The 26900-nt window shown below is 68.8% G+C and carries 19 protein-coding genes and 1 pseudogene; 11 read left to right on the forward strand and 9 right to left on the reverse strand.

The features are described 5' to 3' along the window. Window positions 1-121 precede the first annotated feature (121 nt). The 3 genes from galT to galK are packed head-to-tail and all read left to right on the forward strand — an operon-like array spanning window position 122 to window position 3320. On the forward strand, window positions 122-1183 hold the full coding sequence (gene galT / locus ACH4YP_RS39980; protein WP_361052027.1) for a galactose-1-phosphate uridylyltransferase: 1062 nt from the start codon (window positions 122-124) through the stop codon (window positions 1181-1183). Beyond that, entirely contained in the window at window positions 1180-2154 is a 975-nt protein-coding gene (gene galE, locus ACH4YP_RS39985) for a UDP-glucose 4-epimerase GalE (RefSeq protein ID WP_361052030.1), read from the forward strand. The genes galT and galE overlap by 4 nt, the downstream gene beginning before the upstream one ends. Further along, window positions 2154-3320: a galactokinase gene (galK, locus tag ACH4YP_RS39990; RefSeq protein ID WP_398495984.1), complete on the forward strand. Its 1167-nt coding sequence runs from the start codon at window positions 2154-2156 to the stop codon at window positions 3318-3320. Before galE ends, galK begins: the two co-directional genes overlap by 1 nt. A 207-nt stretch (window positions 3321-3527) precedes the next feature. On the opposite strand, the gene ACH4YP_RS39995 is transcribed toward galK, so the two are convergent. Beyond that, on the reverse strand, window positions 3528-3983 hold the full coding sequence (locus ACH4YP_RS39995) for a GNAT family N-acetyltransferase (protein ID WP_398496029.1): 456 nt from the start codon (window positions 3981-3983) through the stop codon (window positions 3528-3530). 250 nt (window positions 3984-4233) lie between these two features. Between ACH4YP_RS39995 and ACH4YP_RS40000 the strand changes: the two genes are divergently transcribed. Then, the gene (locus tag ACH4YP_RS40000) at window positions 4234-5001 is read left to right on the forward strand and encodes a response regulator transcription factor (RefSeq protein ID WP_055617965.1); all 768 of its coding nucleotides are present in this window, start codon (window positions 4234-4236) and stop codon (window positions 4999-5001) included. Here ACH4YP_RS40000 and ACH4YP_RS40005 read toward each other — a convergent pair. Beyond that, entirely contained in the window at window positions 4960-5457 is a 498-nt protein-coding gene (locus ACH4YP_RS40005; RefSeq protein ID WP_327396383.1) for a MarR family transcriptional regulator, read from the reverse strand. The genes ACH4YP_RS40000 and ACH4YP_RS40005 overlap by 42 nt on opposite strands. A 152-nt stretch (window positions 5458-5609) precedes the next feature. On the opposite strand from ACH4YP_RS40005, the gene ACH4YP_RS40010 reads away from it, so the two are divergent. Then, on the forward strand, window positions 5610-6428 hold the full coding sequence (locus ACH4YP_RS40010) for a trans-aconitate 2-methyltransferase (RefSeq protein WP_361061550.1): 819 nt from the start codon (window positions 5610-5612) through the stop codon (window positions 6426-6428). 9 nt (window positions 6429-6437) lie between these two features. After that, window positions 6438-6581, forward strand: a pseudogene (locus tag ACH4YP_RS40015) (glyoxalase); the annotation flags it as partial. Here ACH4YP_RS40015 and ACH4YP_RS40020 read toward each other — a convergent pair. The 4 genes from ACH4YP_RS40020 to ACH4YP_RS40035 are packed head-to-tail and all read right to left on the reverse strand — an operon-like array spanning window position 6556 to window position 8775. After that, window positions 6556-6804, reverse strand: coding sequence for a type II toxin-antitoxin system RelE/ParE family toxin (locus tag ACH4YP_RS40020; protein WP_398495987.1), 249 nt, complete (start codon window positions 6802-6804; stop codon window positions 6556-6558). The pseudogene ACH4YP_RS40015 and the gene ACH4YP_RS40020 sit on opposite strands and share 26 nt — an antisense overlap. Continuing rightward, complete coding sequence (locus ACH4YP_RS40025) at window positions 6801-7052, reverse strand: type II toxin-antitoxin system Phd/YefM family antitoxin (protein WP_151484010.1); 252 nt, start codon at window positions 7050-7052, stop codon at window positions 6801-6803. The genes ACH4YP_RS40020 and ACH4YP_RS40025 overlap by 4 nt, the downstream gene beginning before the upstream one ends. Window positions 7053-7093: 41 nt before the next feature. Beyond that, the gene (locus tag ACH4YP_RS40030; RefSeq protein WP_267026752.1) at window positions 7094-7765 is read right to left on the reverse strand and encodes a TetR/AcrR family transcriptional regulator; all 672 of its coding nucleotides are present in this window, start codon (window positions 7763-7765) and stop codon (window positions 7094-7096) included. Continuing rightward, complete coding sequence (locus ACH4YP_RS40035; RefSeq protein ID WP_361061544.1) at window positions 7762-8775, reverse strand: fatty acid desaturase; 1014 nt, start codon at window positions 8773-8775, stop codon at window positions 7762-7764. Before ACH4YP_RS40035 ends, ACH4YP_RS40030 begins: the two co-directional genes overlap by 4 nt. A 296-nt stretch (window positions 8776-9071) precedes the next feature. Between ACH4YP_RS40035 and ppc the strand changes: the two genes are divergently transcribed. Next, window positions 9072-11804: a phosphoenolpyruvate carboxylase gene (ppc, locus tag ACH4YP_RS40040; protein WP_398495989.1), complete on the forward strand. Its 2733-nt coding sequence runs from the start codon at window positions 9072-9074 to the stop codon at window positions 11802-11804. An 85-nt stretch (window positions 11805-11889) separates the two neighbouring features. On the opposite strand, the gene ACH4YP_RS40045 is transcribed toward ppc, so the two are convergent. Next, on the reverse strand, window positions 11890-12375 hold the full coding sequence (locus ACH4YP_RS40045; protein ID WP_361061541.1) for a hypothetical protein: 486 nt from the start codon (window positions 12373-12375) through the stop codon (window positions 11890-11892). Between the two features lie 254 nt (window positions 12376-12629). Here ACH4YP_RS40045 and ACH4YP_RS40050 point away from each other — a divergent pair, with 254 nt between their 5' ends. Next, window positions 12630-12860 carry a type II toxin-antitoxin system VapB family antitoxin gene (locus ACH4YP_RS40050; RefSeq protein ID WP_361061539.1) on the forward strand — a complete coding sequence of 77 codons (231 nt, stop codon included), beginning with the start codon at window positions 12630-12632 and terminating at the stop codon, window positions 12858-12860. Next, entirely contained in the window at window positions 12860-13288 is a 429-nt protein-coding gene (locus ACH4YP_RS40055; RefSeq protein WP_398496031.1) for a PIN domain-containing protein, read from the forward strand. The genes ACH4YP_RS40050 and ACH4YP_RS40055 overlap by 1 nt, the downstream gene beginning before the upstream one ends. 499 nt (window positions 13289-13787) lie before the next feature. On the opposite strand, the gene ACH4YP_RS40060 is transcribed toward ACH4YP_RS40055, so the two are convergent. Together ACH4YP_RS40060 and ACH4YP_RS40065 are read right to left on the reverse strand one after the other, a co-directional pair. Then, window positions 13788-14483, reverse strand: coding sequence for a hypothetical protein (locus tag ACH4YP_RS40060; protein WP_398495992.1), 696 nt, complete (start codon window positions 14481-14483; stop codon window positions 13788-13790). Window positions 14484-14547: 64 nt separating this feature from the next. Beyond that, a complete protein-coding gene (locus ACH4YP_RS40065; RefSeq protein ID WP_398495993.1) occupies window positions 14548-18066 on the reverse strand; it encodes a DNRLRE domain-containing protein in 3519 nt (1172 codons plus the stop codon). A 613-nt stretch (window positions 18067-18679) separates the two neighbouring features. Here ACH4YP_RS40065 and ACH4YP_RS40070 point away from each other — a divergent pair. Both ACH4YP_RS40070 and ACH4YP_RS40075 read left to right on the forward strand, forming a co-directional pair. Then, complete coding sequence (locus ACH4YP_RS40070) at window positions 18680-26314, forward strand: ricin-type beta-trefoil lectin domain protein (protein WP_398495995.1); 7635 nt, start codon at window positions 18680-18682, stop codon at window positions 26312-26314. Further along, on the forward strand, window positions 26311-26883 hold the full coding sequence (locus ACH4YP_RS40075; protein ID WP_398495996.1) for a suppressor of fused domain protein: 573 nt from the start codon (window positions 26311-26313) through the stop codon (window positions 26881-26883). Before ACH4YP_RS40070 ends, ACH4YP_RS40075 begins: the two co-directional genes overlap by 4 nt. Window positions 26884-26900 lie beyond the last annotated feature (17 nt).

Below are 26900 nucleotides of genomic sequence, written 5' to 3' on the forward strand. Positions count from 1 at the left end.
CTCACTTCAATTCACTGTGGTGTTCTTTGTTTGGTTGTGGTGATGACGGACGTGGTGATTTGTGGTTTGATGTGTTTGGTTCTGTTGAATGCTTTGATCGGGTACGGATGGAGAGTCCGGCGTGAAGAAGACCTCGACCCGGCTGGCCGACGGTCGTGAGCTCATCTACTACGACTCGCGCGACGACACGGTGCGCGACGCGGTGGACCGGCGCCCGCTCGACCGGACGGTCACCACATCGGAGGTACGCCGCGATCCGCTGCTCGGTGACGCGGTGGCCATCGCCTCCCACCGGCAGGGGCGTACGTACCATCCGCCGGCCGACGAATGCCCGCTGTGCCCCTCCGAGGGCGACCGGCTGAGCGAGATCCCGGACTCCTCGTACGACGTCGCGGTCTTCGAGAACCGCTTCCCGTCGCTGGCCGGGGACTCCGGTCGCTGCGAGGTGGTCTGCTTCACCTCGGACCACGACTCGTCCTTCGCCGATCTGACCGAGGAGCAGGCGGGGCTGGTCCTGGACGCGTGGACCGACCGCACGGCCGAGCTGTCGCATCTCCCCTCCGTGGAGCAGGTGTTCTGTTTCGAGAACCGCGGCGCCGAGATCGGCGTGACGCTCGGACATCCGCACGGGCAGATCTACGCGTACCCGTTCACGACGCCTCGAACGGCCCTGATGCTGCGGTCACTCGCGGCACACAAGGAGGGGACGGGCGGCGAGAACCTCTTCGACGCCGTCCTTGAGAAGGAACTGGCCGGTGAGCGGATCGTGCTGGAGACCGACCACTGGGTGGCCTTCGTGCCGTACGCGGCGCACTGGCCGTACGAGGTGCACCTCTACCCGCGCCGCCGCGTGCCGGACCTGCTGGGTCTCGACGAGGGGGCACGCACAGAGTTCCCCAAGGTCTATCTGGAACTGTTGAGGCGCTTCGACCGGATCTTCGGCGAGGGTGAACCGGGCACGCCGTACATCTCGGCCTGGCACCAGGCGCCGTTCGGCACGCTGGAGGAGTTCGACGGTGTGGTGCGGGAGGACTTCGCGCTCCACCTCGAGCTTTTCACCATCCGCCGCACTTCCGGCAAGCTGAAGTTCCTCGCGGGTTCCGAGTCCGGCATGAGCGTGTTCATCAACGACGTGCCGCCGGAGGCCGCGGCCCAGCGACTGCGAGAGGTAGCGAGTTCATGAGTGGGAAGTACCTGGTCACCGGCGGTGCGGGCTATGTGGGCAGTGTGGTCGCCCGGCATCTGCTGGAGGCGGGCCACGAGGTGACCGTCCTCGACAACCTCTCCACCGGCTTCCGCGAGGGCGTCCCGGCGGGCGCCGAGTTCATCGAGGGCGACATCCGCGACGCCGCCAAGTGGCTGGACTCCTCGTTCGACGCGGTGCTGCACTTCGCCGCGTTCTCGCAGGTCGGCGAGTCCGTCGTGAAGCCCGAGAAGTACTGGGACAACAACGTCGGCGGCACGATGGCCCTGCTCGCTGCCATGCGCTCGGCGGGCGTCCGCAAGCTGGTCTTCTCCTCCACGGCGGCGACGTACGGCGAGCCGGAGACCACCCCGATCGTCGAGTCCGCCCCGACGGCCCCCACCAACCCGTACGGCGCCTCCAAGCTCGCCGTCGACCACATGATCACCGGCGAGGCGGCCGCGCACGGACTGGCGGCGGTGTCGCTGCGCTACTTCAACGTGGCGGGCGCGTACGGCGCGAGCGGCGAGCGGCACGACCCCGAGTCGCACCTCATCCCGCTGGTCCTCCAGGTCGCCCAGGGCCGCCGCGAGGCCATCTCCGTCTACGGCGACGACTACCCGACCCCGGACGGCACCTGCGTCCGCGACTACATCCACGTCGCGGACCTGGCGGAGGCCCACCTGCTGGCCGTCGCCGCGGCGAAGCCGGGCGAGCACCTGATCTGCAACCTCGGCAACGGCAACGGCTTCTCGGTCCGCGAGGTCATCGAGACCGTCCGCCGGGTGACCGGACACCCGATCCCCGAGGTCGCGGCCCCGCGCCGCGCCGGTGACCCGGCGGTCCTCGTCGCCTCCGCGGCCACGGCCCGCGAACGGCTCGGCTGGAACCCGTCCCGCGCGGACCTCGCGGGGATCGTCGCGGACGCGTGGGAGTTCGCGCAGAACATCGCGAAGCCTAAGGAGCGCTAGTGGGGGCACAGCAGGTAGCAGAAGGCCAGGTAGGGGAAGGCTTCGAGGCGCTCTACGGGGACGCCCCCGAGGGTGTCTGGGCGGCGCCCGGCCGGGTCAACCTCATCGGCGAGTACACGGACTTCAACGAGGGCTTCGTGATGCCGCTCGCGCTGCCGCACACGGCGGTGGCGGCGGTCTCGCGCCGCGACGACGGCGTCCTGCGTCTCCACTCGGCCGACATCGAGGGCCCGGTCGTCGAACTGCACGTCGACGAGCTGGCGCCGCTGACGAACACGAGCTGGGCCGCCTATCCGGCGGGCGTCGTCTGGGTCCTGCGCGAGGCCGGCCACGCCGTCACCGGCGCGGACATCCACCTCGCCTCCACGGTCCCGACGGGCGCGGGCCTGTCGTCCTCGGCCGCGCTGGAGGTCGTCACGGCCCTGGCGCTGAACGACCTGTTCGACCTCGGCCTTACGGGTCCGGAGCTGGCCCGGGTCTCCCAGCGCGCGGAGAACGACTTTGTGGGCGTCCCCTGCGGAATCATGGACCAGACGGCATCCGCCTGCTCCACGGAGGGCCACGCCCTCCACCTCGACTGCCGTGACCTCTCCATCCGCCAGGTCCCCTTCGACCTGCCCGCCCACGGGCTGCGGCTCCTCGTGGTCGACACCCGCGTGAAGCACGCGCTGGGCGACGGGGAGTACGCGGAACGGCGCGAGGGCTGCGAGGAGGGCGCGCGGCAACTCGGTGTCCCCTTCCTGCGGGACGTCCGGTACGAGGACCTGGAGGCGTCCCTCGCCCGTCTGCCGGACGAGCGGGTGCGTCGCTACGTACGCCATGTCGTGTCGGACGACCACCGGGTCGATGAGGTCATCGCCCTGCTGGACGCGGGGGATGTGCGTGGCATCGGCCCGATCCTCACGTCCGGGCATGCCTCGCTGCGGGACGATCTGCGGATCTCCTGCCCGGAGCTGGACCTGGTGGTTGCCACGGCGAACGAGGCGGGGGCGCTTGGCGCTCGCATGACGGGGGGTGGGTTCGGCGGCTCGGCGATCGTCTTGGTGGAGTCGTCCGACTCGGACACGGTCACCAAGGCGGTGGAGGAGGCGTTCGCGGCGGCGGGCTTCACCGCGCCGCGGGTGTTCCCGGCGGTGCCGTCCGAGGGCGCCCGCCGGGTGGTCTGACCTGGGGGTTTTCTCGCCCCCGCCGCCCCTTCCCGTCCCGTCCCTTTCGGGGGCCAGCCCCCGAACCCCCGCTCCTCAAACGCCGGAGGGGCTGATTCTCAGCCCGTCCGGCGTTTGAGGACGAGCGCGCCAGCGCGACAGGGGGGTCTGGGGGCGCAGCCCCCAGGGACGGGACGGGTAGGGGCGGCGGGGGCGAAAACGTCTTGCTCAGGCGAGCCGCTTCGTCAGGGTGTACTCCGTGACCCCCGGGGGATAGTCCGGGATCTCGCACACCACCTCATAGCCCTGTTTGCGGTAGAAGGCAGGAGCCTGGAAGTCCCACGTCTCCAGGCGAGAGTTGCGGCACCCACGGGACGTACGGGCCAGATGTTCCGCGTGGGACAGCACGTGCGAGCCAAGACCACCGCCACGCCGGCGCTCGTCGACCCAGAGATACGTCACGTGCAGCCACCCGGCCCACGTGTGCCCGACGAGACCCCCGACCACCTCACCGGCCGGATCCAACGCCCAGACCTGGAGCGGAACTTCCCGTTCACCAGCGGTTCCGCGCAGAGAACGCAGCACGGGAGACGCGGCCATGTTCGCGTCCCGTAGCCGTGAACGCAGGAATTGGCTACGCTCTTTGTCGACTTCTGTCTCAATACGAAACATACGGCTCACCATAAACGCGCTGGCCAATCAGTTCTGCAAATCACCTTCCGCTCCTGCTGCCCAGCCGTACTCTGATGAGCAGCACCGGTGGGGGCCGGTGCTGATCAGGGGGCGAGACAGTCGGGTACGACGCCCGGAGTGGGGGTAGCAGTCCAGCACGGCGGCGGCCGTGCGGCTGCGGCACCCCGTTTTCCGAGCGAGGAGTTCGGGATCTCCGGGCGCCGTACCTGCGCCGGCCGTCCCCCGAGCAGTGGGGGTTTCAGTGGTTCGCATCCGTGTCCTGGTCGTCGACGACCACCGTATCTTCGCCGAGTCGCTCGCCGCCGCCCTGGCCGCAGAGCCCGATGTAGACGTCTCCGCGGCCGGCAGCGGTCCCGCCGCGCTGCGCTGCCTGGAGCGGGCGGCCGCCGAGGGCCGCAGATTCGACGTGCTCCTCGTCGACGCCGACCTGGGCGGCAACGTGCCGGGCGCCCGCCCGGCCGTACCCGTCCACGACAACAACGAAGAAGGCCTGGTCGACGGCATCTCGCTGGTCGCGGGCGTCCGTTCGGGCCAGCCCACCGTCCGTACGGTCGTGCTCGCCGAGAAGGACGACCCGCGTCGCGCGGCGCTCGCTCTGCAGGCCGGCGCCTCGGGCTGGGTCGCCAAGGACTGCTCGCTGTCCCGGCTGCTCACCGTCATCCGGGGCGTGCTGCGGGACGAGACACATCTGCCGCCCGCGCTGCTCACCGGCGTCCTGCGCGAGCTGACGGCCGCGCGGAAGCACCGTACGGAGAGCGAGCGGCTGGTGGAGTCGCTGACTCCGCGGGAGCGGGAAGTGCTGCGGTGCATGGTCGCGGGGCTGGGGCGCAAGGCCGTCGCCGAGCGGCTGTTCCTCTCGCCGCACACCGTCCGTACGCATATGCAGAACGTGCTGGGGAAGCTCGGCGTGCACTCCACCCTCGCCGCCGTGGCGCTGGCCCGCCGGGCCGGCGTCGGGCCCGTCGACCTAGCCGGGGATGTTGTCGAACGGGGCGGTCAGCTGGCGTAGCAGCCCGGCGAGTTCGCCTCGCTGGGCCCTGCTGAGCTCCGCCAGGATCGCGCGCTCCTGGTCGAGGAGCCCGGCCAGCGCCTGGTCCGCGCGGTCGCGGCCGTCCCCGGTGAGGCGTACGAGCACACCGCGGCGGTCGCTGGGGTCGGGGAGGCGCTCCACCAGGCCCTTCTTCGCCAGCCGGTCGATGCGGTTCGTCATCGTGCCCGAGGTGACGAGCGTCTGGGTGAGCAACTGGCCGGGGGAGAGCTGGTACGGCGTGCCCGCGCGCCTCAGTGCCGTCAGGACGTCGAACTCCCAGGGCTCCAGGGCGTGCTCGGCGAACGCGATCCGGCGTGCGCGGTCCAGATGCCTGGCGAGCCTGCTCACGCGGCTGAGTACCTCGAGCGGTTCCACGTCGAGGTCAGGGCGCTCCCGGCGCCACGCAGCGACCAGCCGATCGACCTCGTCCTCCATGGCGATCAGTGTAGTGGTTGTGTCGACATGAAGTCTCTTGACGTGAAGTCTCTTGACGTCGAGATAGTTGGGGTGTGAGGCTGGAGTTCCGTCGGGATGCCGGGATGCCGGGACGTCGAGTGCGGCGTCGATCGTGACTTGAGGAGGCCCTCATGCCCGCCACCACCACCCCCACCTGGGACCCGGGCCAGTATCTGCGCCACGCAGAGCATCGCGCCCGGCCCTTCGCCGAGCTTCTCGGCCGGGTCCCGGCGCTGCCCGGCGACCCGGCCCGCGTCGCCGACCTGGGCTGCGGCCCGGGCAACGTCACCGTGCGGCTCGCCGAGCGGTGGCCGGGCGCGCGCATCACGGGGTACGACAACTCCGCGGAGATGCTGGCCAGGACGGCTGAGCACGCGGGGCCCACGGCGGGCGGCGGCCGGCTGGACTTCGCCCACGCGGACCTCACGGACTGGGCGCCCACGGAGACGTACGACCTGATCGTCTCCAACGCGGCGCTGCAGTGGGTGCCGGGGCATCTGGACGCCCTGCCCGGCTGGCTCGACGCGGTGGCCCCCGGCGGGACCTTCGCCTTCCAGGTCCCGAACAACATCGACGCACCCCTGCACTCCCTGATGCGTGAACTCGCCGCGTCCACCCGGTGGAAGGGCCACCTCGACGGCGTCCTGCGCCACACGGACTCCGTCCATCCGCCGCTCCTCTACCTGGACCGGCTGGCCCGGCTGGGATGCGCGGTGGACGTCTGGGAGACGACCTACCTGCAGCTCCTCCAGGGCGAGGACGCGGTGCTCGACTGGTCCAAGGGCACGGGACTGCGGCCCGCCCTCACCGCCCTCGCGAACGACCCGGAGGCGCGGGACGCCTTCGTCGAGGAGTACCGAGACCTGCTCCGCAAGGCCTACCCGACGGCCCCGTACGGGACGGTGCTCCCGTTCCGACGGCTGTTCGTGGTCGCCCGGAAGGCCGCCTGACGGGATTGCGCGGCCCACCTCGCCGCATGCGGAGCGGCGGTGACCTGGGGCAGTGGGCTCCCAGGGCACGGCCGCTTCTACTCCGAGGCCTCGGCGGGCAACCGGCTGGAGTTCCTGGAGCCGACCGTCAGGGCGTGCGGCCCAGGTGAGTGATGAGGATGCGGATCACGCTGTCGTCGATCAGGTAGAGGACGCGGTAACTGCCGACGCGAAGGCGCCGGATGTTGGGGCCGTAGGCGGTGGAGCCGGCGGGGCGCGGGGCTTCGGCGAGCGTGCCGACGGTTTCGTAGACGGCGGCGAGTCCCGTGGGGTCGTCCTTGAGGAACCGCACCGCCGCGTTCGTGGCGCTCGGTTCCCAGATGATGCGATAGGTCACGGACGCAGCCCCAGGATGCGCCCGACTTCCTCGTGGGGGATGCCCTCTTCGAGCGTGCCCTCGGCCTTGCGGCGCTGGTAGTCGGCGACCGCGAGGGCGTCTTCGAGATCCTCTATCACCTGAGGGGAGACCAGCAGCGCCGCCACGTGACCGTGGTCGGTGAGGGCGATGGTCTCGCGGCTGTGAGCAGCTCGCCGGACCAGGTCGCCGAGCTGGGAACGAGCCGCGCTGATCGCAATCTCAGTCATGGCCACATTGAACCACAAGGTTAACCTTGTGGAATCTTGGGCTAGCTCTTCCGGCGCCCTATCAATCGAGGCTTCGCCTCCAGGCCGTCCAGGCCGTGCCAGGCCAGGTTCACCAGGTGGGCTGCCACCTCCGCCTTCTTCGGGCGGCGGACGTCCAGCCACCACTGGCCGGTGAGGGCGACCATGCCGACGAGGGCCTGGGCGTACAGCGGGGCGAGCTTCGGGTCGAAGCCGCGGCGTTTGAACTCGCGGCCCAGGATGTCCTCCACCTGTGTCGCGATGTCCGAGATCAGGGACGCGAAGGAGCCTGTGGACTGGGGGATGGGGGAGTCGCGGACCAGGATGCGGAAGCCGTCCGTGTACTCCTCGATGTAGTCGAGGAGGGCGAAGGCTGCTTGCTCGCACAGTTCGCGCGGGTGGCCTGCCGTCAGTGAGCTTGTCACTCCGTCCAGCAGGCGGCGCATCTCGCGGTCCACCACTACGGCGTACAGGCCCTCCTTGCCGCCGAAGTGCTCGTAGACGACCGGCTTGGAGACGCCGGCCTTCGCCGCGATCTCCTCCACCGATGTCGCCTCGAAGCCCTTCTGGGCGAAAAGGGTGCGGCCGATCTCCAGCAACTGGGCCCGCCGCTCCGCACCGGTCATCCGGGTGCGGCGGACGCGCCGCGGCTTTTCATTGCTGGGTGTGCTGGAGTCGGCCACGCCGTCAATCATGCCGCGTCGGCGGTCTCCGCCTTGCGTCGGGAGCCCTTCCCGTCCGGGTTACGGCGGGAATCGATACGCGAGCGTGACGGCCAGCGCACGTCGTACGCCCAGCCGAACACCTCGAACCAGCGGATCAGACGGGCCGAGGAGTCCACCTGGCCGCGCTCCACACCGTGCCGGGCGGAGGTGGGATCGGCGTGGTGGAGGTTGTGCCAGGACTCACCGCAGGACAGGACCGCCAGCCACCACACGTTGCCCGAGCGGTCACGCGACTTGAAGGGGCGCTTGCCCACCGCGTGGCAGATCGAGTTGATCGACCACGTGACGTGGTGCAGCAGCGCCACCCGCACGAGCGAGCCCCAGAAGAAGCCCGTGAACGCGCCCCACCAGGACATCGTCACCAGGCCGCCGATCAGCGCCGGGAGCGCCAGGGAGAGCCCGGCCCAGAGGAGGAACTGGCGCGAGATCGTGCGGATCGCCTTGTCCTTGATCAGGTCCGGCGCGTACTTGTCCTGCGGTGTCTGCTCCTCGTCGAACATCCAGGCGATGTGGGCCCACCACAGGCCCTTCATCAGCGCCGGGACCGTCTCGCCGAACCGCCACGGCGAGTGGGGGTCGCCCTCGGCGTCGGAGAACTTGTGGTGCTTGCGGTGGTCGGCCACCCAGCGGACCAGCGGCCCTTCGACGGCCATCGAGCCGGCGATCGCCAGCGCGATGCGCAGCGGGCGCTTCGCCTTGAAGGCGCCGTGGGTGAAGTAGCGGTGGAAGCCGATCGTGATGCCGTGGCAGCCGAGGTAGTAGAAGAAGACCAGCAGGCCGAGGTCGAGCCAGCTCACGCCCCAGCCCCAGGCCAGCGGCACCGCCGCGAGGACCGCGAGGAACGGAACGGTGATGAAGAGCAGAAGGGTGATCTGCTCCAGCGAGCGCTTCTGCTCGCCGCCCAGTGTGGCGGAGGGGAGTGCGGTGCCGTCGTTGTTCGCCTCGGGGGCGTCATCGATCACATCGGAACTCGTGGTCATGGAAGCGTCCCCTGTGGGGTCGAGGGTTGTGAGAGTGGCCGGTAATCGCGCCTGCCGGATTGCCGGAAACCGCGCTTACGGTTCCGTAACCTACGGCGTCGTAAGTATGGCAGTGCCTCGCCCGGCGGCAAGAGCCCGAGAGACTGCGCGTCCGTATGGACACCTATCCTTAAGGTCGGTCGGACAGCGCGGTCCGCTCTGTTTCATTCCCGGATGCCCCGTCGCCGATGCGCGCCCGCCGCCCAGGTGACGGGTTCCCCTCCAGACGAGCTTCAACACTGCAAGGAGCCGCACCTGTGAGCAGTGCCGACGACCAGACCACGACAACCAGCAGTGAGCTGCGCGCCGACATCCGCCGCCTGGGCGATCTGCTGGGCGAGACCCTCGTACGTCAGGAGGGGCCCGAGCTTCTGGAACTGGTCGAGAAGGTCCGCCGCCTCACCCGCGAGGACGGTGAAGCCGCCGCCGAACTGCTGCGCGGTACGGAACTGGAGACCGCGGCCAAGCTGGTCCGCGCCTTCTCGACCTACTTCCACCTGGCCAACGTCACCGAGCAGGTGCACCGCGGCCGCGAGCTGCGCGCCAGGCGGGCCGCCGAGGGCGGACTGCTCGCCCGCACGGCGGACCGGCTCAAGGACGCCGACCCCGAGCACCTGCGCGCGACCGTGCGGAACCTGAACGTCCGCCCGGTCTTCACGGCCCACCCCACCGAGGCGGCCAGGCGCTCCGTCCTCAACAAGCTGCGCCGGATCGCCGCCCTCCTGGAGACGCCCGTCATCGAGGCGGATCGCCGTCGCTACGACACCCGGCTGGCCGAGAACATCGACCTCGTGTGGCAGACCGACGAGCTGCGCGTGGTGCGTCCCGAGCCCGCCGACGAGGCCCGCAACGCCATCTACTACCTGGACGAGCTGCACGCCGGCGCCGTCGGGGACGTGCTTGAGGACCTGACGGCGGAGCTGGAGCGCGTCGGGGTGACGCTGCCCGACGAGACCCGCCCGCTCACCTTCGGTACCTGGATCGGCGGCGACCGCGACGGCAACCCGAACGTCACCCCGCAGGTCACCTGGGACGTCCTGATCCTCCAGCACGAGCACGGCATCAACGACGCGCTGGAGCTGATCGACGAGCTGCGCGGCTTCCTGTCGAACTCCATCCGCTACACGGGTGCCACCGAGGAGCTCCTGGATTCCCTGCGGACCGACCTGGAGCTGCTTCCGGAGATCAGCCCCCGCTACAAGCGCCTCAACGCCGAGGAGCCCTACCGCCTCAAGGCCACCTGCATCCGGCAGAAGCTGGAGAACACCAAGCAGCGCCTCGCCAAGGGCACCCCGCACGAGGACGGCCGCGACTACCTCGGCACCGCCGAGCTGCTCCAGGACCTGACCCTTGTCCAGAGTTCGCTGCGCGAGCACCGGGGCGCGCTGTTCGCCGACGGCCGCATGAACCGTACGATCCGCACGCTCGCCGCCTTCGGCCTCCAGCTCGCCACGATGGACGTACGGGAACACGCGGACGCCCACCACCAGGCGCTCGGGCAGCTCTTCGACCGGCTCGGCGAGGAGTCGTGGCGGTACGAGGACATGCCGCGCGAATACCGGCACAAGCTGCTCGCCAAGGAGCTGCGGTCCCGTCGGCCGCTCGGGCCCACCCCGGCACCGCTGGACGCGGCAGGGGAGAAGACCCTCGGCGTCTTCGAGACCGTGAAGCGGGCCCTCGGGGTGTTCGGACCCGAGGTGATCGAGTCCTACATCATCTCGATGTGCCAGGGCGCCGACGACGTGTTCGCCGCGGCCGTGCTGGCCCGCGAGGCCGGGCTGGTCGACCTGCACGCCGGCTGGGCGAAGATCGGCATCGTGCCGCTGCTGGAGACGACGGACGAGCTCAAGGCCGCCGACACGATCCTGGAGGACATGCTGTCCGACCCGTCCTACCGGCGCCTCGTGGCGCTGCGGGGTGACGTGCAGGAGGTCATGCTCGGGTACTCCGACTCGTCGAAGTTCGGCGGCATCACCACGAGTCAGTGGGAGATCCACCGGGCCCAGCGACGACTGCGTGACGTGGCTCATCGATACGGCGTACGGCTGCGGCTCTTCCACGGCCGTGGCGGCACCGTCGGCCGCGGTGGCGGTCCCTCGCACGACGCGATCCTCGCGCAGCCCTGGGGCACGCTGGAGGGCGAGATCAAGGTGACCGAGCAGGGCGAGGTCATCTCCGACAAGTACCTCGTGCCGTCGCTGGCGCGGGAGAACCTGGAGCTGACGGTCGCGGCCACCCTCCAGGCGTCCGCCCTGCACACCTCGCCGCGTCAGTCCGACGAGGCGCTCGCCCGCTGGGACGCGGCCATGGACGTGGTCAGCGACGCCGCCCACGCGGCCTACCGCAGGCTGGTCGAGGACCCGGACCTTCCGACGTACTTCCTCGCCTCCACGCCGGTGGACCAGCTCGCCGACCTGCACCTGGGCTCGCGGCCCTCCCGCCGCCCCGGCTCGGGCGTCTCGCTCGACGGTCTGCGCGCCATCCCGTGGGTGTTCGGCTGGACGCAGTCGCGGCAGATCGTGCCCGGCTGGTTCGGTGTCGGCTCCGGTCTGAAGGCGCTGCGCGAGGCCGGTCTCGACAGCGTGCTGGAGGAGATGCACGAGCAGTGGCACTTCTTCCGCAACTTCCTCTCCAACGTCGAGATGACCCTCGCGAAGACGGACCTGCGGATCGCCGGGCACTACGTCGACACACTCGTCCCGGACGACCTGAAGCACGTCTTCGAGACCATCCGGGCCGAGCACGAGCTGACCGTGCGCGAGGTGCTGCGCGTCACCGGTGAGCCGGAACTCCTCGACGCCCACCCGGTGTTGAAGCAGACCTTCACCATCCGTGACGCCTACCTGGACCCGATCTCGTACCTCCAGGTCGCCCTGCTGAAGCGGCAGCGTGACGCGGCGGCGGCCGGTGAGGAGGCCGACCCGCTGCTGTCGCGGGCCCTGCTCCTCACGGTCAACGGGGTGGCGGCCGGGCTGCGTAACACAGGCTGACCCGTCTGGAAGCGCAGTTTCCCGCGCCCCTTTGGGGCGCGGGACTGCGCCCGGCCTCAGAAGGTCGCCCTCAGAAGGGTCGGCCTCAGAGGGTCACGAACGCTGCCGTGAGCAGCGTGAGTCCCGCGCCGCCGAAGGCCCAGGCGAGGCGGGTCAGGCGCAGGCCGCCCGCGACCACCATCGAGGCGAGCAGCAGCGCGCCGCCGAGCGGGGCCCAGGCATAGAGGAGTCCGCCGGTGCCCGTGCGCACGACCTCGTCGCTGCCGGGCTTCACCGCGACCGTGTAGGTGCGGCCCCTGTCCACCGCGACCTCGCTGTCGAGGACGACCCGGTCGCGGGCCGTGGACCCTTCCGACAGCGGCCGGTACGGACCCGTGCAGCGGTCGTCGGCACATCGCGCGACCGTCATCGTGCCGCGCTCACGGCCCTTGGTGAGCATCACGTGCTGGGCGGTGCCCCAGGAGGCCCAGACGCCCGCGATCAGGATCAGCGCCGCGACCGTACCCATGGCCGCGAGCTGCCCGAACCGCAGCGCGACGACCGCGTTCTGACGGGAGGCGAGGGCAGGCATGGCGGCGATCCTTGGCCATGGTCCTGCGCTCGGTCAACTCGACCGGGCGACAAGTCCCGCGTTGTACGGACCTTTCTGCGGCTCCAGGAGTCGTACCGGGGGTCAGCGATCTTGGAAAATTCTCCGCCGCAGGAGCGGATCCCCAACCCCGGGGTTCACGGCATGAGAGTGACCGCGATGCTTGGGCGCAGCCTCGGCGCTACGATGGAGGTGGCGCACAAGATGTGCGCACACCTTGTGCGAAGGGGTAGTGCGTGAGCGCGACGAACATAGAGGTCAATCCCGAGCTGCTGGCCGACGCCATGCGTCTGCTGGGCACCAGGACCAAGAAGGACACGGTCAACACGGCACTGCGAGAGGTCGTCCAGCGGCTGAAGAGGCTGGAGGCTTTGGAGCACATGACGGCCCGCTCCGAGCGGGGTGAACTGGACTCTGCCATGCGCGCGTACGAGGCCCGCAAGAGCGCTCAGCGGAGTGGCGCGTGATCAGCTCCTACCTGATCGACACCTCGGGGATCTGGCAGATCCTGCGAGACCGGGAGCTCCAGATGCGGTGGATCGGACCCATTGAGGCGGGACTGCTCAAGGTCTGCGCTCCGACACGTCTTGAGTATCTGTACTCGGCGGAGAGCCCCGCCGGGCGGGACGAGATGGAGTCGGAGCTGACCACCCTCTTCGAAGGCGTTGCCGTTCCGAAGGATGCGTGGCGCTGGGCCGAGAACGCCCAGTACAAGCTCACCCAGAAAGGGCAACACCGCGGCCCGGGGCCGGTCGACCTGGTGCTGTGTGCCACCGCCGTGCACCACGGTCTCACCCTGCTGCACGCGGACAACGATTTCGCCGCGACCTCGCGGATCCTCCCCGAGGTCGTGGAGAGGGACATCCGTCGTACGGCACCGCCTCGGGCCGACTGAGGGCCCGAACGACATACTCACCCCGCGAGCGCGGTGGCGAGGCGAGTGCCGCGGTCCATGCTCACAGTATGTCAACATGTCGATACGCTTGGTATGGGCTGCCCGTCGGCAACGGGGTTGCGGGCGGGAAGTGGCCCTGGATCGCGCCTGATCAGAGACCGGTTCTCAGAGAGTGACGCGTATGGACAGCGCGAGGGGACGTGACCGCCGGTGACCAAGCAGGATCACGGGAACAGGCAGCAGGGCCGGGCCATGGGATCGGGTCTCGACCCGTACGCATCGCCGCGGACCTTCTGCCAGCCTTTGGGCGAGACGCCCGTTCTGCGGGGACAGATGAGCCATGGTGGCAGCAGGCCGCTGAAGCAGGTTGCGGCGAACCCGAGGCTGGGCGCCTCTACGTGTACCTGCCTCAGTAGCCAGCGCCGGTCACCGTCCTTATATGGAATCGGCTCCGGTCTCCCGGAGCCACGGCTGACAGGAGTCAGCCAAGTCTGGTCGGTCAGTGAAACTTGGCAAGCTGTGCGTCGACAACCGCTGCGGGTACGGCGAAGTCCTCGTCTGCTTTGTCCGTCGGCACGGCGCTGACGTACCCGACCGTTGAGCCCTTACGGAACACGACCACCTTCACCGGCGTCTTCGTCCTGTCCCGCTCCACGACCGCGCCCAGAGCCATCGCCTGGTCCGCACCTTCCGGCGCGATCTCCGGGGCGACCTTCCCAACCTTCCGCTCAGCACCGTCCACAGTCACGGTGAATCCGGCGGCGCACTCCGCAACGGCCGTACTGAGGTCGTCCATCGCGCCCTGCGCCCGCTCCCCCTGATACTCCGCGAGCACGACAGTCACTGCCGCACCCTCACCAGCCGCCTCCCGCACCTGCGTCGACGCCGGTTTCCCGACCACGGTTCCGGACACGACGTACGCCACCGAGCCGCAGGCGTCCTCCTCGGTTCTCACATCTCGCTGACCAACCGCCTCAACGTCGGCGGGCACAGTGACGCTGAACCCGTCCGCATCACGGCCCTCAAGAGCCATCTCGCCCAGTTCCGCGGCCCCAGCCACCGCACTGGCACTCGCCTGCGGCGCCGCCTTCAGGCTCGGGTCGTCCCCGTTGTTCCCGCCCCCGCTCGTCACATCACAAGCGGACACCAGCGCGCACAGCACCACCGGCGCAGAGATCCCCCACGCTCGCCGCATGCTCACTCCTCACGTTTCTTGTGCCCGCGCCGGCCAACTGCAGCAAGTCCCGAGCTCTATGACCTCAACCAAACGCCAGCTTCGTCGTCGCCCACTCGCTGCCCGAACTGATCACGGTCGTCCCCGTGCCCAGCGTCGCCGCCCCACCCTTGTAGAACTTGATGGCGCCGTCGCTCGCCAGGGCCCAGATGTCGGGGATGTCATCCCCGGTGACGTCCGGCGTCCCGTACAGGTGCGTCATCGGCGCGGCCGTCGTGGACCAGCCGGACGCGTAGAGCTCGTCGGCGCCCGTCTTGGAGTTGGCCGCCGCCGCCAGCGACGACAGGGTCGCGCCGCCCGAGCTGTCCTTGATGCCGAACCGCAGTTTCAGCTCGCTGGTGGAATCCTGCCGCCACAGCAGGTCCGGTGCGCCGTCCTTGTCGTGGTCACCGACCGATACGAGATCGCGCGTCGCCCACGCCGTCGTCGTCATCTTCGTCGTGGACAGGAAGCTGGCTCCCGTGTAGCCGTCGAAGGCCCAGAAGGTGCCCGCCGTGTCCGTGGCGAACAGGTCCGCACGGCCGTCGAGGTCGTAGTCGCCGACGATGATCTGGGTGAGGGCCGACGGGTCGGGGGAGCCGGAGGGCATCCTGACCTTCATACGTGCGGCGATGTCCACGCTGCCGTAGCCGTCGCCGGGGTACACGTACAGCTCGCCGTCCGGCATCCGGGCGAACAGGTCACCGACCCCGTCGGCGCCCGTCGCGTCGCCGCCGTGCGCGATCAGCGCCGGTTTGCCGTCCGCGCCCACCCAGTAGCCCGGCTGGTGGTCCTCACCGTCCTTGTCGGGGTCGGCGAGCAGACCGGTACCGTCGTCGTGCGCGGCCTCCATGCCGACGTGCAGGTCGCCGACCGTGCCCGTCGGGTACATGTTCAGGTTGCCCGCGGACGTGATCGCGAACAGGTCGGGGACGGTGTCGCCCGTGACGTCGCCCGGCTCGTCACCGGTGTCGCGGGGAGTGACGTAGAAGAGGTACTTCGTGCCGAGCGAGGGGTTGCCCGCGCTGTCCACCGCCCGTACGTACAGCAGGTTCGGGCCCGCGTTGGGCGGCTTCAGGGACAGTGTGGTGGACGTCCCCGCGGTGACCGTTTTGCTGCCCGCGTACGTCGTGGTGTTGAACGAGTACTGGAACTTGGTGATGTCGGTGTCGTCGTCCGGCGCGAAGGTGAAGTTGCCTGCCTGGCCGAACTTCACCTCGGACCACACCGAGCCGTCGTCGTTCGCGGCCGGGAAGTCCGTCGAGGTGACCAGGGGCTCGTTCGGTACGGAGCTGTCGAAGACGAAGCGGCACACCTTCGGTTCCGCGGTCGGCGCGTAACTGGAGGCCGCGCCGCTGGAGTCGATGGCGCGCACCTGCCAGGAGTACGTGTAGCCGTTGGTCAGCGTGGACTTGGAGACCGTGGCGGAGGCCTTGCCCGCGCTGGTGACCGCCACGTTCTTGTTCAGGACGGAGTCACTGGTGCCCGTCCGCCACAGCTGGAAGTGCAGGTACTTCAGGTCCTGCCGCGTGGAGGTGTCGTCCGGGTCGGAGGAGGCCGCCGACAGCACCAGGTCGCGCTTGCCGATGTGGCTGTACGGGCTGGTGCGGTCGCAGCCGCCGCCCGGCGCCTGGGCGAGCGAACTCGGCGTCTTCGGCTTGCGGTTGTAGACCAGGGTCAGCTTCGGCGCGCTCTCGCCCTCCGCCCGGAACTTCTTCCACGAGTACGCCGAGTCCTCGGTGCTGGCCTGCAGCCCGATCGTGAACTCCTTCCAGCCGCCGTCGGCCGCGTCCTGGGCGACCGACTTCGCGTCGTAGGTCACGTACGCGTCGGGACAGGACGAGTTGTAACCGTGCGCGAAGGACTTGGCGCCGATCTCCGCCTTCTTGTCGGGCTGGTTGTTCCAGGTGGTCTTGGACGAGATGCCGCCGGTGTGGAACAGCTTCATCTCACGGGCGGAGCACGACCAGGAGTACGTCTCGCGCAGCCGGACGGACGCGGACGACACGTGGGCGCCCTTGATGCTGGTGGACCAGCCGAGCCGGAAGTAGGAGCGGGACAGTCCCCAGCTGGTGGACTCGTAGCCGACCCGCGCCTCGGTGGTGCCGCTGTTGTAGTTGGCGCCGTCGTAGAAGCTGGAGTTCGGGTACTTCTTGTACGCCGTGGTCCAGTTCTTGGTCTTGCCGTGGATCGTGGGGTCGATGAAGACCGGATAGACCGTGTCCTCGTCCCTGAACAGGTCGGCGTCGGGGACGACGGCGAGGGTGGTGGACGCGGTGCCGGGCGTGCCCAGCTCCGCGTCGGCGACTGCCATGTGGGTGCCGGGGTCGGGGCCCGCCAGACCCTCCAGGGCGAACACCTCGTCGTCGCCGAGCGCGGCCCCCCGCGCACCGGTCGCCGCGTGTCCCGCCCGGGCGACCGTGGATCCGGCTTTCGCGCCGCGCCGGTACGCCGCCGGATCGGCGGTCGTCCCGTCGGCCGGGGTGCTCTCCGCGTCCTCCTCGCCCGCGGCCTCGTCATCGGCTTCCGAGGTCGCGGTGGGCGCGTCGGTGTCCTGCCCGTCCTCGGGCCCCACGCTCTCCTCGCCGATGCCCGCACCGGGCTCCTCGGAGTACGACGGCGTGGGCTCGGTCTCCTCCTCTGCCGGCTCCGGGTCGTCGCCTTCGGTGACCGCGTACTTCCCGGCCGAGTCCCAGAGATAGGGAGTGGGGGAGACGGCGATCTCCTCGCCGTCGCGGTCCCGGCCGGTGACGACCTTGGTGACCGGGTCGAGGTGGAAGGTCAGATCCGGGGAAGACAGTCCGTACGACAGTTTCGCGAGCGCCGGATCGGCCGCGGCCTCGGCGCTGTGCACGATCAGTACGTGGCTGAAGCCGCTGGCCTGCGCCGTCAGCATCAGGTCGACGCCGTCGAACACGTTCCGGTACAGGGCGCTCGACCCGCTGATCACCGGCTCGGGCAGGTCTCCCGGCCAGCTCAGCGTCACGTCATGGCCGCCGCTGCTGAGGACGGCCAGCTCGGTGTGGTCCTCGGCGTCCGCGGCGGCCCGCACCGTGCGGCCGTCGTTGGCGGCGGTGTACACGGCGCCGCGGACGCTACCCGGGCCGGTGGACGCCTTGCGCGCCGAGGAACCTCCGCCGATCGCGCCGTTCCCGCCGGCCGAGAAGACCACGGGATCCGCGGCCGCCTTCGGCGCCCACCCGCCGTCGGCCTTGACCAACTCGGTGTCGATGGGCTTCCAGGCGCCGTTCACCTTCGCCCGTACGGGAGCGCCGTACGCGACCAGCTCGAAGGTGCCGTCCGGACGGGCGTACGTCATGGAGGTCTCGTCGCGCAGCGCGGACACCTCGACGCGCTTGCCGGAGGAGACCGCCTTTTCGAGCGCGGTGCCTTGATCCACCGGCCCGGCGGCGGACTTCTTCGTCTCGGCAGGGGAGTCGGAAGGGCCCTGATCGTCGAGGAGGGGAACGGTGAGTAGTCCGAGGCCGAGCGCACCGGCGATGAGGGCGGCCGTCCCCGCCCGGGCACGTCTGGACGCGGGCAGGCCTAAGCGGCGACGTTTCATGGTGTTGGGTCCCCTCCCCCTGAATTCCCGAGAACCGAGAATTCTGCGCATCCCCTCTGAATCCCCTGCGCTACCCAGGAATGGCATGGCGTGGCCCGGGAAGGCGCGGACAGAGCATGACCCATGCGTGGGGATTGCGCCATAGCGTGCCGTGCTCTTTGCCTGCGGACGGTCCGGTGAACGGATCCGTACGGCCCGCACGTACTTCTGTGCACACGAGGTGGCGTGCGGAAGCGAGCCTGGCGGATCGAAGAGGTCACGGAGTGTCAAATCACCTTCACCTGGACGGATTTGACGAGTAGTTGACTCTCCTTTGACCTTGATCATGCAGGAATGATCACCTCTCCACCCATAGGAGAATTCCCTCCTGAATTCCCTCCGAATAAACCCTCGATCACCCTTGTTCAAGGAATTGAACAATACGCGGCGTGAGCTAAATCACCAGGCTCCGGCGACTTGTTGACTTTCTGTGAAGACCTGCCGGAGAGTTCGTGCTCGTCAAATACGGAGAGCGGGGGGCCGCGCTATGTGGGGAACGCTGTCGTGGTGCGGCCGGGGCCGGCTCGCGGGGAATCGAGCCCAGCGCCGGAGACGGGCGCGGAGGCGTGCCGGAGTGATCGGCTCGCTCACCGTGGCGCTCCTGGTGGGCGCCTTACCCGCCGCCTACGCACTGCCGCCCGACAACAACCGCAGCGGTGTCGACCTGGTCGACCTGCCCGCCTCCGAGAAGGCCAAGGGCGAGAACGGCGGAAAGCTCGCCGAACTGACCACGTCCGAGGCCGAGGACCCGGCGGAGTACGACCCGGCCAAGGTCACCGCTCCCGCCGGCGGCACGGTGACGGAGAACCTCTCCGGTCTCGTCCCCGGTGAGCTGGTGCCGGTCAGTCAGGACGGTGTGGACCTCCCCGTCGAGGTCGGCGCCCCCGAGGACGCCACCGCCACCGAGGCCGCCGCGCTGGAGGGCGCGTGGCAGGTCTCGCTCGCGGGCCAGGACGAACTCGCCGACACCGCCATCGAGGGCATGGCGCTCACGGTCACCCCGCCCGCGGAGGCCACCGGCGACGCCGTGATCGCCCTCGACTACACCGACTTCTCGGAGCTGTACGGCGCCAACTGGGCCGACCGGCTGTCCTTCGCCCAGTACCCGTCCTGCTTCCTGACCACGCCGGACACCGAGGGCTGCTCCGAGCCCACGGAGGTCACCACCGACAACGTGGTCGAGCAGACCGGGACCGACAGCGACGGCCGGCCGGTGTACGAGCGCCGCATCCTCGCCACCATGGACGTCGAGTCCCTGGCGGCCGGCGGCACCTCCGCGGAGTCCACCGACACCGCGTCCGCCAACACCGCGTCCAACGTCGGCGCCTCCGACGAGGGCACCCTCAGCGACGCCGTGTACCACCAGGAACCCGAGGCACGCCTGGCCACCCTGGCCGCCGCCACCGTCGACGGCTCGGGCTCCTCCGTCCTGCTCGCCACCGACTCCGGCACCGGCTCCAAGGGCGACTTCTCCGCGACCCCGCTGGTCAGCGCGGGTTCGTGGTCCGCGGGCGGCAACTCCGGCGCCTTCACGTACTCGTACACACTGCAGACCCCGACCGTCCCCGGCGGACCCTCGCCGGCCGTCTCGTTCGGCTACAACTCGCAGGGCGTGGACGGCCGTACGTCCGCCTCCAACAACCAGCCCTCCTGGATCGGCGACGGCTGGGAGTACAACGCGGGCTCCATCACCCGCACGTACAAGTCGTGCCGCGACGACCGGACGGACGGCAACAACACCAAGAAGACCAGCGACCAGTGCTGGGGCTCGTACAACGCGGTCATGACCCTCGGTGGCCAGACGACCGAGCTGGTCCTGCCCGACGGCGCCGCCCCCACCGGCGACAAGTGGGTCACCGCCAACGGCGACGGCTCCCGTGTCGAGCTGCTGAAGAACACCGACCTCGGCAACGGTGACGGCGACGGCGAGTACTGGCGCGTCACAACCCGCGACGGCACCCAGTACTACTTCGGCCGGCACAAGCTGCCCGGCTGGGCGAGCGGCGACCCGACGACGAACTCCGTCCTCTCCGCCCCGGTGGCCGGCAACCAGAGCGGCGAACCCTGCTACAAGGCGGGCGACTTCGCGGGCTCCTTCTGCGACCAGGCCTGGCGCTGGAACCTCGACTACGTCGTCGACACCGACGGCAACGCGATGACGCTCTGGTGGGAGAAGGAGACCAACTACTACGCCAAGAACGAGAAGTTCAAGGCGTCCGTCGCCTACGACCGCGGCGGATATCTGAAGAAGATCGAGTACGGCCTGCGCACCGGCGCCCTGTTCGCCACGCCCATCGCCAGGGTCACCTTCGACGTCGACGAGCGTTGCTTCAAGGAGGGCGAACTCGCCTGCACCGAGGAGAACTTCACCTCGGGCGACTTCGGCAAAAACCGCATCTGGTACGACACCCCGGCCGACCTGTACTGCGCCAAGGGCAAGGAGTGCTACGTCCCCGTCCCGACCTTCTGGTCGCGCAATCGCCTCTCCCAGGTGACGACATGGGCACAGCGCACCCAGGGCTCAGCGGCTCTCTCGAAGGTGGACAGCTTCAAGCTCCAGCAGTCCCTGCCCGCCGACCTCACCGACGAGGGCGTGGCGCTGTGGCTGGAGTCGATCACCCGCACCGGCTACGACACCGAGGGCGAAGCGATCGCCCTCAACCCGGTCCGCTTCCTCGCCAACAGCCAGCCGATGCCGAACCGCGTGAAGGAGGGCTCGAACGACCCCAACCCCGCCTTCGACCGCCTTCGCATCACCAGGGTCGTCAGCGAGTACGGCGGCGAGACGGCCATCACCTACAAGAACCCGACCGGCGCCTGCAAGACGGGCAGCGGCTTCCCCGACGTCGAGGACAACACCGGACTCTGCTACCCCGTCTACTGGAACCCGGACCCGGACAAAGAGACCATCGACTGGTTCCACAAGTACGTCGTCGAGAAGGTCCAGGAACTGCCGGCACTCACCGGGGTCGACGCGGTCACGACCGAGTACGACTACCTGGACGGCGCGGCCTGGGCGCTGAACCAGGCGGAGTTCAGCAAGAAGAAGACGCGCACGTACGACCAGTGGCGCGGCTTCTCCCGGGTCCGGACCCACACGGGCACGGATTCCTCCACCGCCTACATGTCCACCGAGCGGGGCATGACCGAGACCCGCTACTTCCGCGGTATGCACGGCGACAAGCTGCCGGGCGACGAGGGCACCCGCGAGGTCACGGTCACCGACTCCAACGGCACGAGGATCGCCTTCGACGAGGAGCCCTTCGCGGGCCGGGTCTCGGAGACGCTGACCTACACCAAGAAGGACGGCAGCCTGCTGACCCGTGACGTCGACTATCCGGTCGCCACGGTCCTCGCCACCCGTACCCGCTCCGGCGGCATCCCCGCCCTCAAGGCCTACCGCGTCCTGGACGACCACAGCATCTCGGTGACCAACTCCTCGGGCACGGGAGACGACAAGCGCACCTGGCGCGTCCTCAAGACGTCCACCACGTACGAGGACACGTACGGCCTGCCCGTCAAGGTCGAGTCACTCGGCGACACCGACAAGGGCGACGACGAGACGTGCACCGAGATGAGTTACGTCCACAACACGGACAAGCACCTCATCGGCCTGCCCAAACAGACGCTGACCACCGCCGGTAGCTGTGGCGAGACGCCCACGGCCGAGGACTGGATGGACGGCTCGCGGGTCGCCTACGACAGCGGCGCGTACGGCGGCACCCCTACCTCGGGCTCGGCGACGACGACATGGGCGGTCAGCGGCAACGGCGGCGGCTGGACGCAGGACGGGAAGGTCGCGTACGACGACCACGGCCGCACCACGTCCACGACTGACGCGGCGGGCAACGTCGACAAGACCACCTACACTCCCTCCACGGGCCAGGTGTTCGAGGTCAGGACGACCAACGCGCTGGAGCAGAGCGAGACGACGATCCTGGAGCCGGCCCGCGGTGTGTCCCTGAAGGAGACGGACGCCAACGGCAGGACGACCACCTTCACCTACGACGCGCTCGGCCGCACCATGCAGGCCTGGGCCCCGACCCGGTCCACGTCCAAGTCCGCGTCGGCGAAGTTCACGTACGACACCACGATCGGCCAGCCGGTCTCGGTGACGACGGAGGCCCTGACGGACGAGGGCGACTACGACACCTCCACCGTCATCTACGACGGCCTGGGCCGCGAACGCCAGAAGCAGGAACCGGCGGTCGGCAAGGGCCGCCTCATCACGGACATCCTCTACAGCGCGAACGGCACGATCTCCCAGACGAACAACGCGTACTACGCCACGGGCGACGCCACGACGACGCTGTTCGAGCTGGACTCGGACTACCAGGTCCCCAACGCCACGCTGTACTCGTACGACGGCCTGGGCCGCACCCTGACGGAGACCCCGTACCTGCACGGCACCGAGAGCACGGCCAAGCAGACGCGCTACGTCTACGGTGACGACTACTCGACGGTGATCCCGCCGTCGGGTGGTGCGGTGCAGCGCAGCTTCTCGGACTCGCTCGGCCGTACGGCCCGGGTGGACACCTTCACGAACGCGGCCCGTACGGAGTACCGCTCGACGCGCTACACGTACGACTGGCGCGGCGACCGCGTGAAGGCCGAGGACTCCGAGGGCAACACGTGGACCTGGCAGTACGACGCGCGCGGCCGTGAGGTCGAGGCGGTCGACCCGGACACGGGCACGGCGACCACGAAGTACGACGTGCTCGACCGGCCGGAGACGGTCACCGACGAGAACGCGACGGTGTGGACGAAGTACGACGCGCTGTCCCGCCCGGTCGAGCAGCGCCTGGACGGCGAGAACGGCACGCCGCTGGCGTCCACGGTGTACGACACGCTGACCGGCGGCGTGGGCCTGCCGACCTCGCAGACCCGCTACACGGACGGCCAGCCCTACACCACCTCGGTGTCCGGCTACACGGCCGACTACCAGCCGCTGGGCAAGCGCATCACGCTGCCCGAGTCGGTCGCGACGTCGTACGGCCTGCAGAAGGAGTACGCCTACAGCTTCGACTACTCGGAGTCGGGCCGGCTGGAGTCGGTGAACCTGCCGTCGGTGGGCACCCTGCCCTCCGAGAAGCTGGTCGTCCGTTACAACGAGGACGGTCTGCCGGTCTCGACGTCGGGCCAGGAGTGGTACACGGCGCAGACTTCGTACTCCCCGTACGGTCAGGTGCTGCGCACTGCCAGCGGCGAGCACCCCGACCGGGTGTGGACGACGAACCTGTTCGACGAGGCGACGGGTGAGCTGCAGCGGAGCATCGTCGACCGCGAGTCGACGAGCGACACGACGGCGGTGACGGGCCACCGGGTCAACTCCCGTGCGTACGCCTACGATCCGGCCGGCAACGTCACGTCGATCGCGGACACCTCCAACTCGGTCACGGACCGCCAGTGCTTCACCTACGACACGCTGGGTCAGCTGACCAAGGCGTGGACGGCACCGTCGAGCTGCACGGCGGCCGGCAAGACGACGGCGGCCCCGAAGTACGACGACGGCACGACGAACGTGACGGCGGCGAACGAGGGTTACTGGCAGAGCTACGAGTACGACGCGCTGGGCAACCGCAAGAAGCTGGTCGAGCACGATGCGGGCCTGGATGCGTCGAAGGACGCGACGACGGCGTACACGTACGGCAAGGAGGACGGCTCCCAGCCGCACACGCTGACGGGGATGTCGTCGACGTTCAAGGCGGACTCGGGGGCGCAGGTCACCAAGGCGACGACGCTGACGTACGACGACGCGGGCAACACCAAGTCCCGTACGTACGACGGTGACAAGCAGGCGCTGGACTGGACGTGGGACGGCCAGGTCGAGAAGATCACGGGCTTCGGTGAGAACGGCTCGGGGGCGTGGCTGGGTCTGGCGGGCAAGTGCCTGGACCTGGCGAGCGGGCTGACGACGGCGGGCACGGCGCTACAGCTGTACTCCTGCAACGGCTCGAAGGCGCAGAAGCTGCGGATCGACGCGCCGGCGGGTTCGTCGGATCCGTCGACGGGCGCGCTGAAGATCATGGGCAAGTGCGTGGTGCCGTCCGGGGGTGGTACGGCGAACGGCACGGCGGTCGTGATCGCCGACTGCACGGGTGCGGACGCCCAGAAGTGGACGGCGACCTCGGCAGGCGCCCTGAAGCACGTGTCGTCGGGCAGTTGCCTGGACGTGCCGACGTCCAACTCGGCCGACGGTACGGACCTGCAGCTGTACACGTGCAACAGCAGCGTGGCGCAGTCGTGGGTGCCTGACAAGGAGACCAAGTACGTCTACGGCGGTGACGGCGCCCGTCTGATGGCGGTCTCGGCGACCGGGCGGACGCTGTATCTGGGTGAGGCGACGATCTCGCTGAACGCCGACAAGACGCCCGCGTACACGGAGCGGTACTACGCGCAGCCGGGTGCGCCGACGGTGATGCGGCATGCGAGCGGCGGGGGTACGTCGGAGCTGTCGGTGCAGGTGGCGGACCAGAACGGCACGGCGTATGTGAACGTCGCGCTGGCGTCGGGCAACAAGGTGATGTTCTCCAGGACGGACCCGTTCGGCGTGGAGCGCTCGGAGAACGCGAACTGGCGTAGCCACCGCTCCTATGTGGGCGGCAACGATGACGCGGCCGGCGGGCTGGTGCATTTGGGGGCGAGGGAGTACGACCCGGCCACGGGCCGCTTCCTGTCCGCGGACCCGGTGCTGGACCTGGCGGACCCGGTCCAGATGAACGGGTACGTGTACTGCGAGAACAACCCGGTCACCTTCGCCGACCCGTCGGGCTTGATGTCGGAGGGCGGCAATGACGGCTACAGCGGTGCCCCGACGGCCGGGCAGGAGGCCTGGGCGAAGCAGACGCTGAACACGTCCGTCGCGGACGTGATCATGTCGGTGGGCTGGGCGGCGCTGAAGGACTTCGTCGGCTGGAACGACGTGGTGGGCTGCTTCTCCCGGGGTGACCTGTGGGCCTGCGGCAAGATGATCGTCAGCGCGATCCCCTGGGGCAAACTGCACAAGGCCCCGGGGGTGTTGAAGGCCGCGGCGAAGATCGCAAGTGCGGTCAGTGCGTTGTGGAAGGCCAAGGAGAGGGCCCGCAAGGTCATCGAGGCGGCCAAGAAGGCCCGGGAGCTGGCGCGCAAGGCCAGGGAAGCGAAGAGGAAGGCTGCCGCGCGGGCCGCTCAGCTGAAGAAACAAGCCCAGGAAGCAGCCACCCGTCAGGCGAAACGGGCAGCCCAGAAGACCGGCAACACCGCCCAGAAGGCACAGAAGGCCGCAGCGAGGAAGACCGAGGCACCCAGACCACAGAGGAAGCAGGCAAAGGCGAAGGAGAAGTCCTCAGGAGGCGGCGGGGGCTGCTCCACGGAGGACAACAGCTTCACCCCCGGCACCAAGGTCCTGATGGCCGACGGCACCACCAAGCCCATCGAGAAGGTCAAGAACGGCGACAAGGTCCTGGCCACCGACCCCAAGACCGGCGAAACAGCCGTCGAAACGGTCACCGCCGAGATCAAGGGCGAAGGCGTCAAGAACCTGGTCAAGGTCACCATCGCCCTCGGCAATGGAGAGAAGAGCGGCGAGAAGACAACCGAGCTCACGGCTACCGACGGACACCCCTTCTGGGTCCCGGAACTCGGCGAGTGGATCGACGCCGAGGACCTGAAGTCCGGCCAGTGGCTACGCACCAGCGCCGGCACCTACGTCCAGATCACAGCAATCGAACGCTGGACAGCCACCTCAGCCACAGTCCACAACCTCACCGTCAGCGACCTCCACACGTACTATGCGCTGGCGGGGGCCACGCCGGTACTCGTTCACAATTGCGGTGGCGCCAGGTTCGAAGTGGATTCCAGCGGGGTTGCGACTGACCTAGAAAACCCGGTCACAGCAACAGTTCCCTACAACCGCGCAACGCACTACGGCGGCTCTCAGACAAATGGACCCGGCGGACGTGCGGCGCGAGCGGCGGGTGAGGGACAACCGTGCCCGGAATGCCGCACTACGATGACATCAGGAACTGCTCACGCCCCCGTGCCCGAGCATGACCCGCCGCTGGTTCTACACTACTATCGCGGCGGAGGGTCAGCTATGAATGACGCGGAGCGAAGGGCGTACGCGAGGAATGACGGCATCAATGGGGCCGCATGTCAGGTCTGCCAGCGATCGCAGGGGGCGGAAATGGCGAAGGTCTCCAAGGCGATAAAAAGGTATCTGGGACTATGACCGAAGAAGGCGAACGATTGTCGGCTCTTGAGCGGCACGTTCGGAGATTCTGGGATGGCCATATTGTGGAATCCGCCTCCTGGGATCGAGGGCCAGTCCTGGAGCGAGTTCCACATTTCTCCACTTTTCGGGTCTACCCCCAGCGTGCTGGTGAGGCCTGGGTTTACGTAACATTGGGGTCCTCTGTGCGTGGATCTGCAGTCGGTGGAATTGAGTTCTTCGTCATGTCACCCGTGGCTGCCGACATCCACTCGGAAACGCTGGCTATGGTGAGTCACTATCACTCGTTCGAGGCTCACCGGTTGGACGTGGGATCGGTCATTAATATTGGCCGCCCCTGGACTCCGGATTCGCGCATGGATCATCTTTTGGTGAGTCTCCCCTATCCCTACGGGCCTGAACTTGAATGGGCTCCGACAGAGGCGGGGGGTGCGCGATTCTTGTGGCTGCTTCCGATCCATAAGAGTGAGGCAGATTTTATCAAGCGTGAGGCTCTTGATGTATTCGAATCCATGCTGGATGCGGAAGGTGTAAACGTACTAGATCCCGACAGAAATCCGATTGCTTGATGCGCGATGCGCATGCA

The organism is Streptomyces sp. NPDC020747, from assembly GCF_044334695.1.
Lineage (GTDB): Bacteria > Actinomycetota > Actinomycetes > Streptomycetales > Streptomycetaceae > Streptomyces.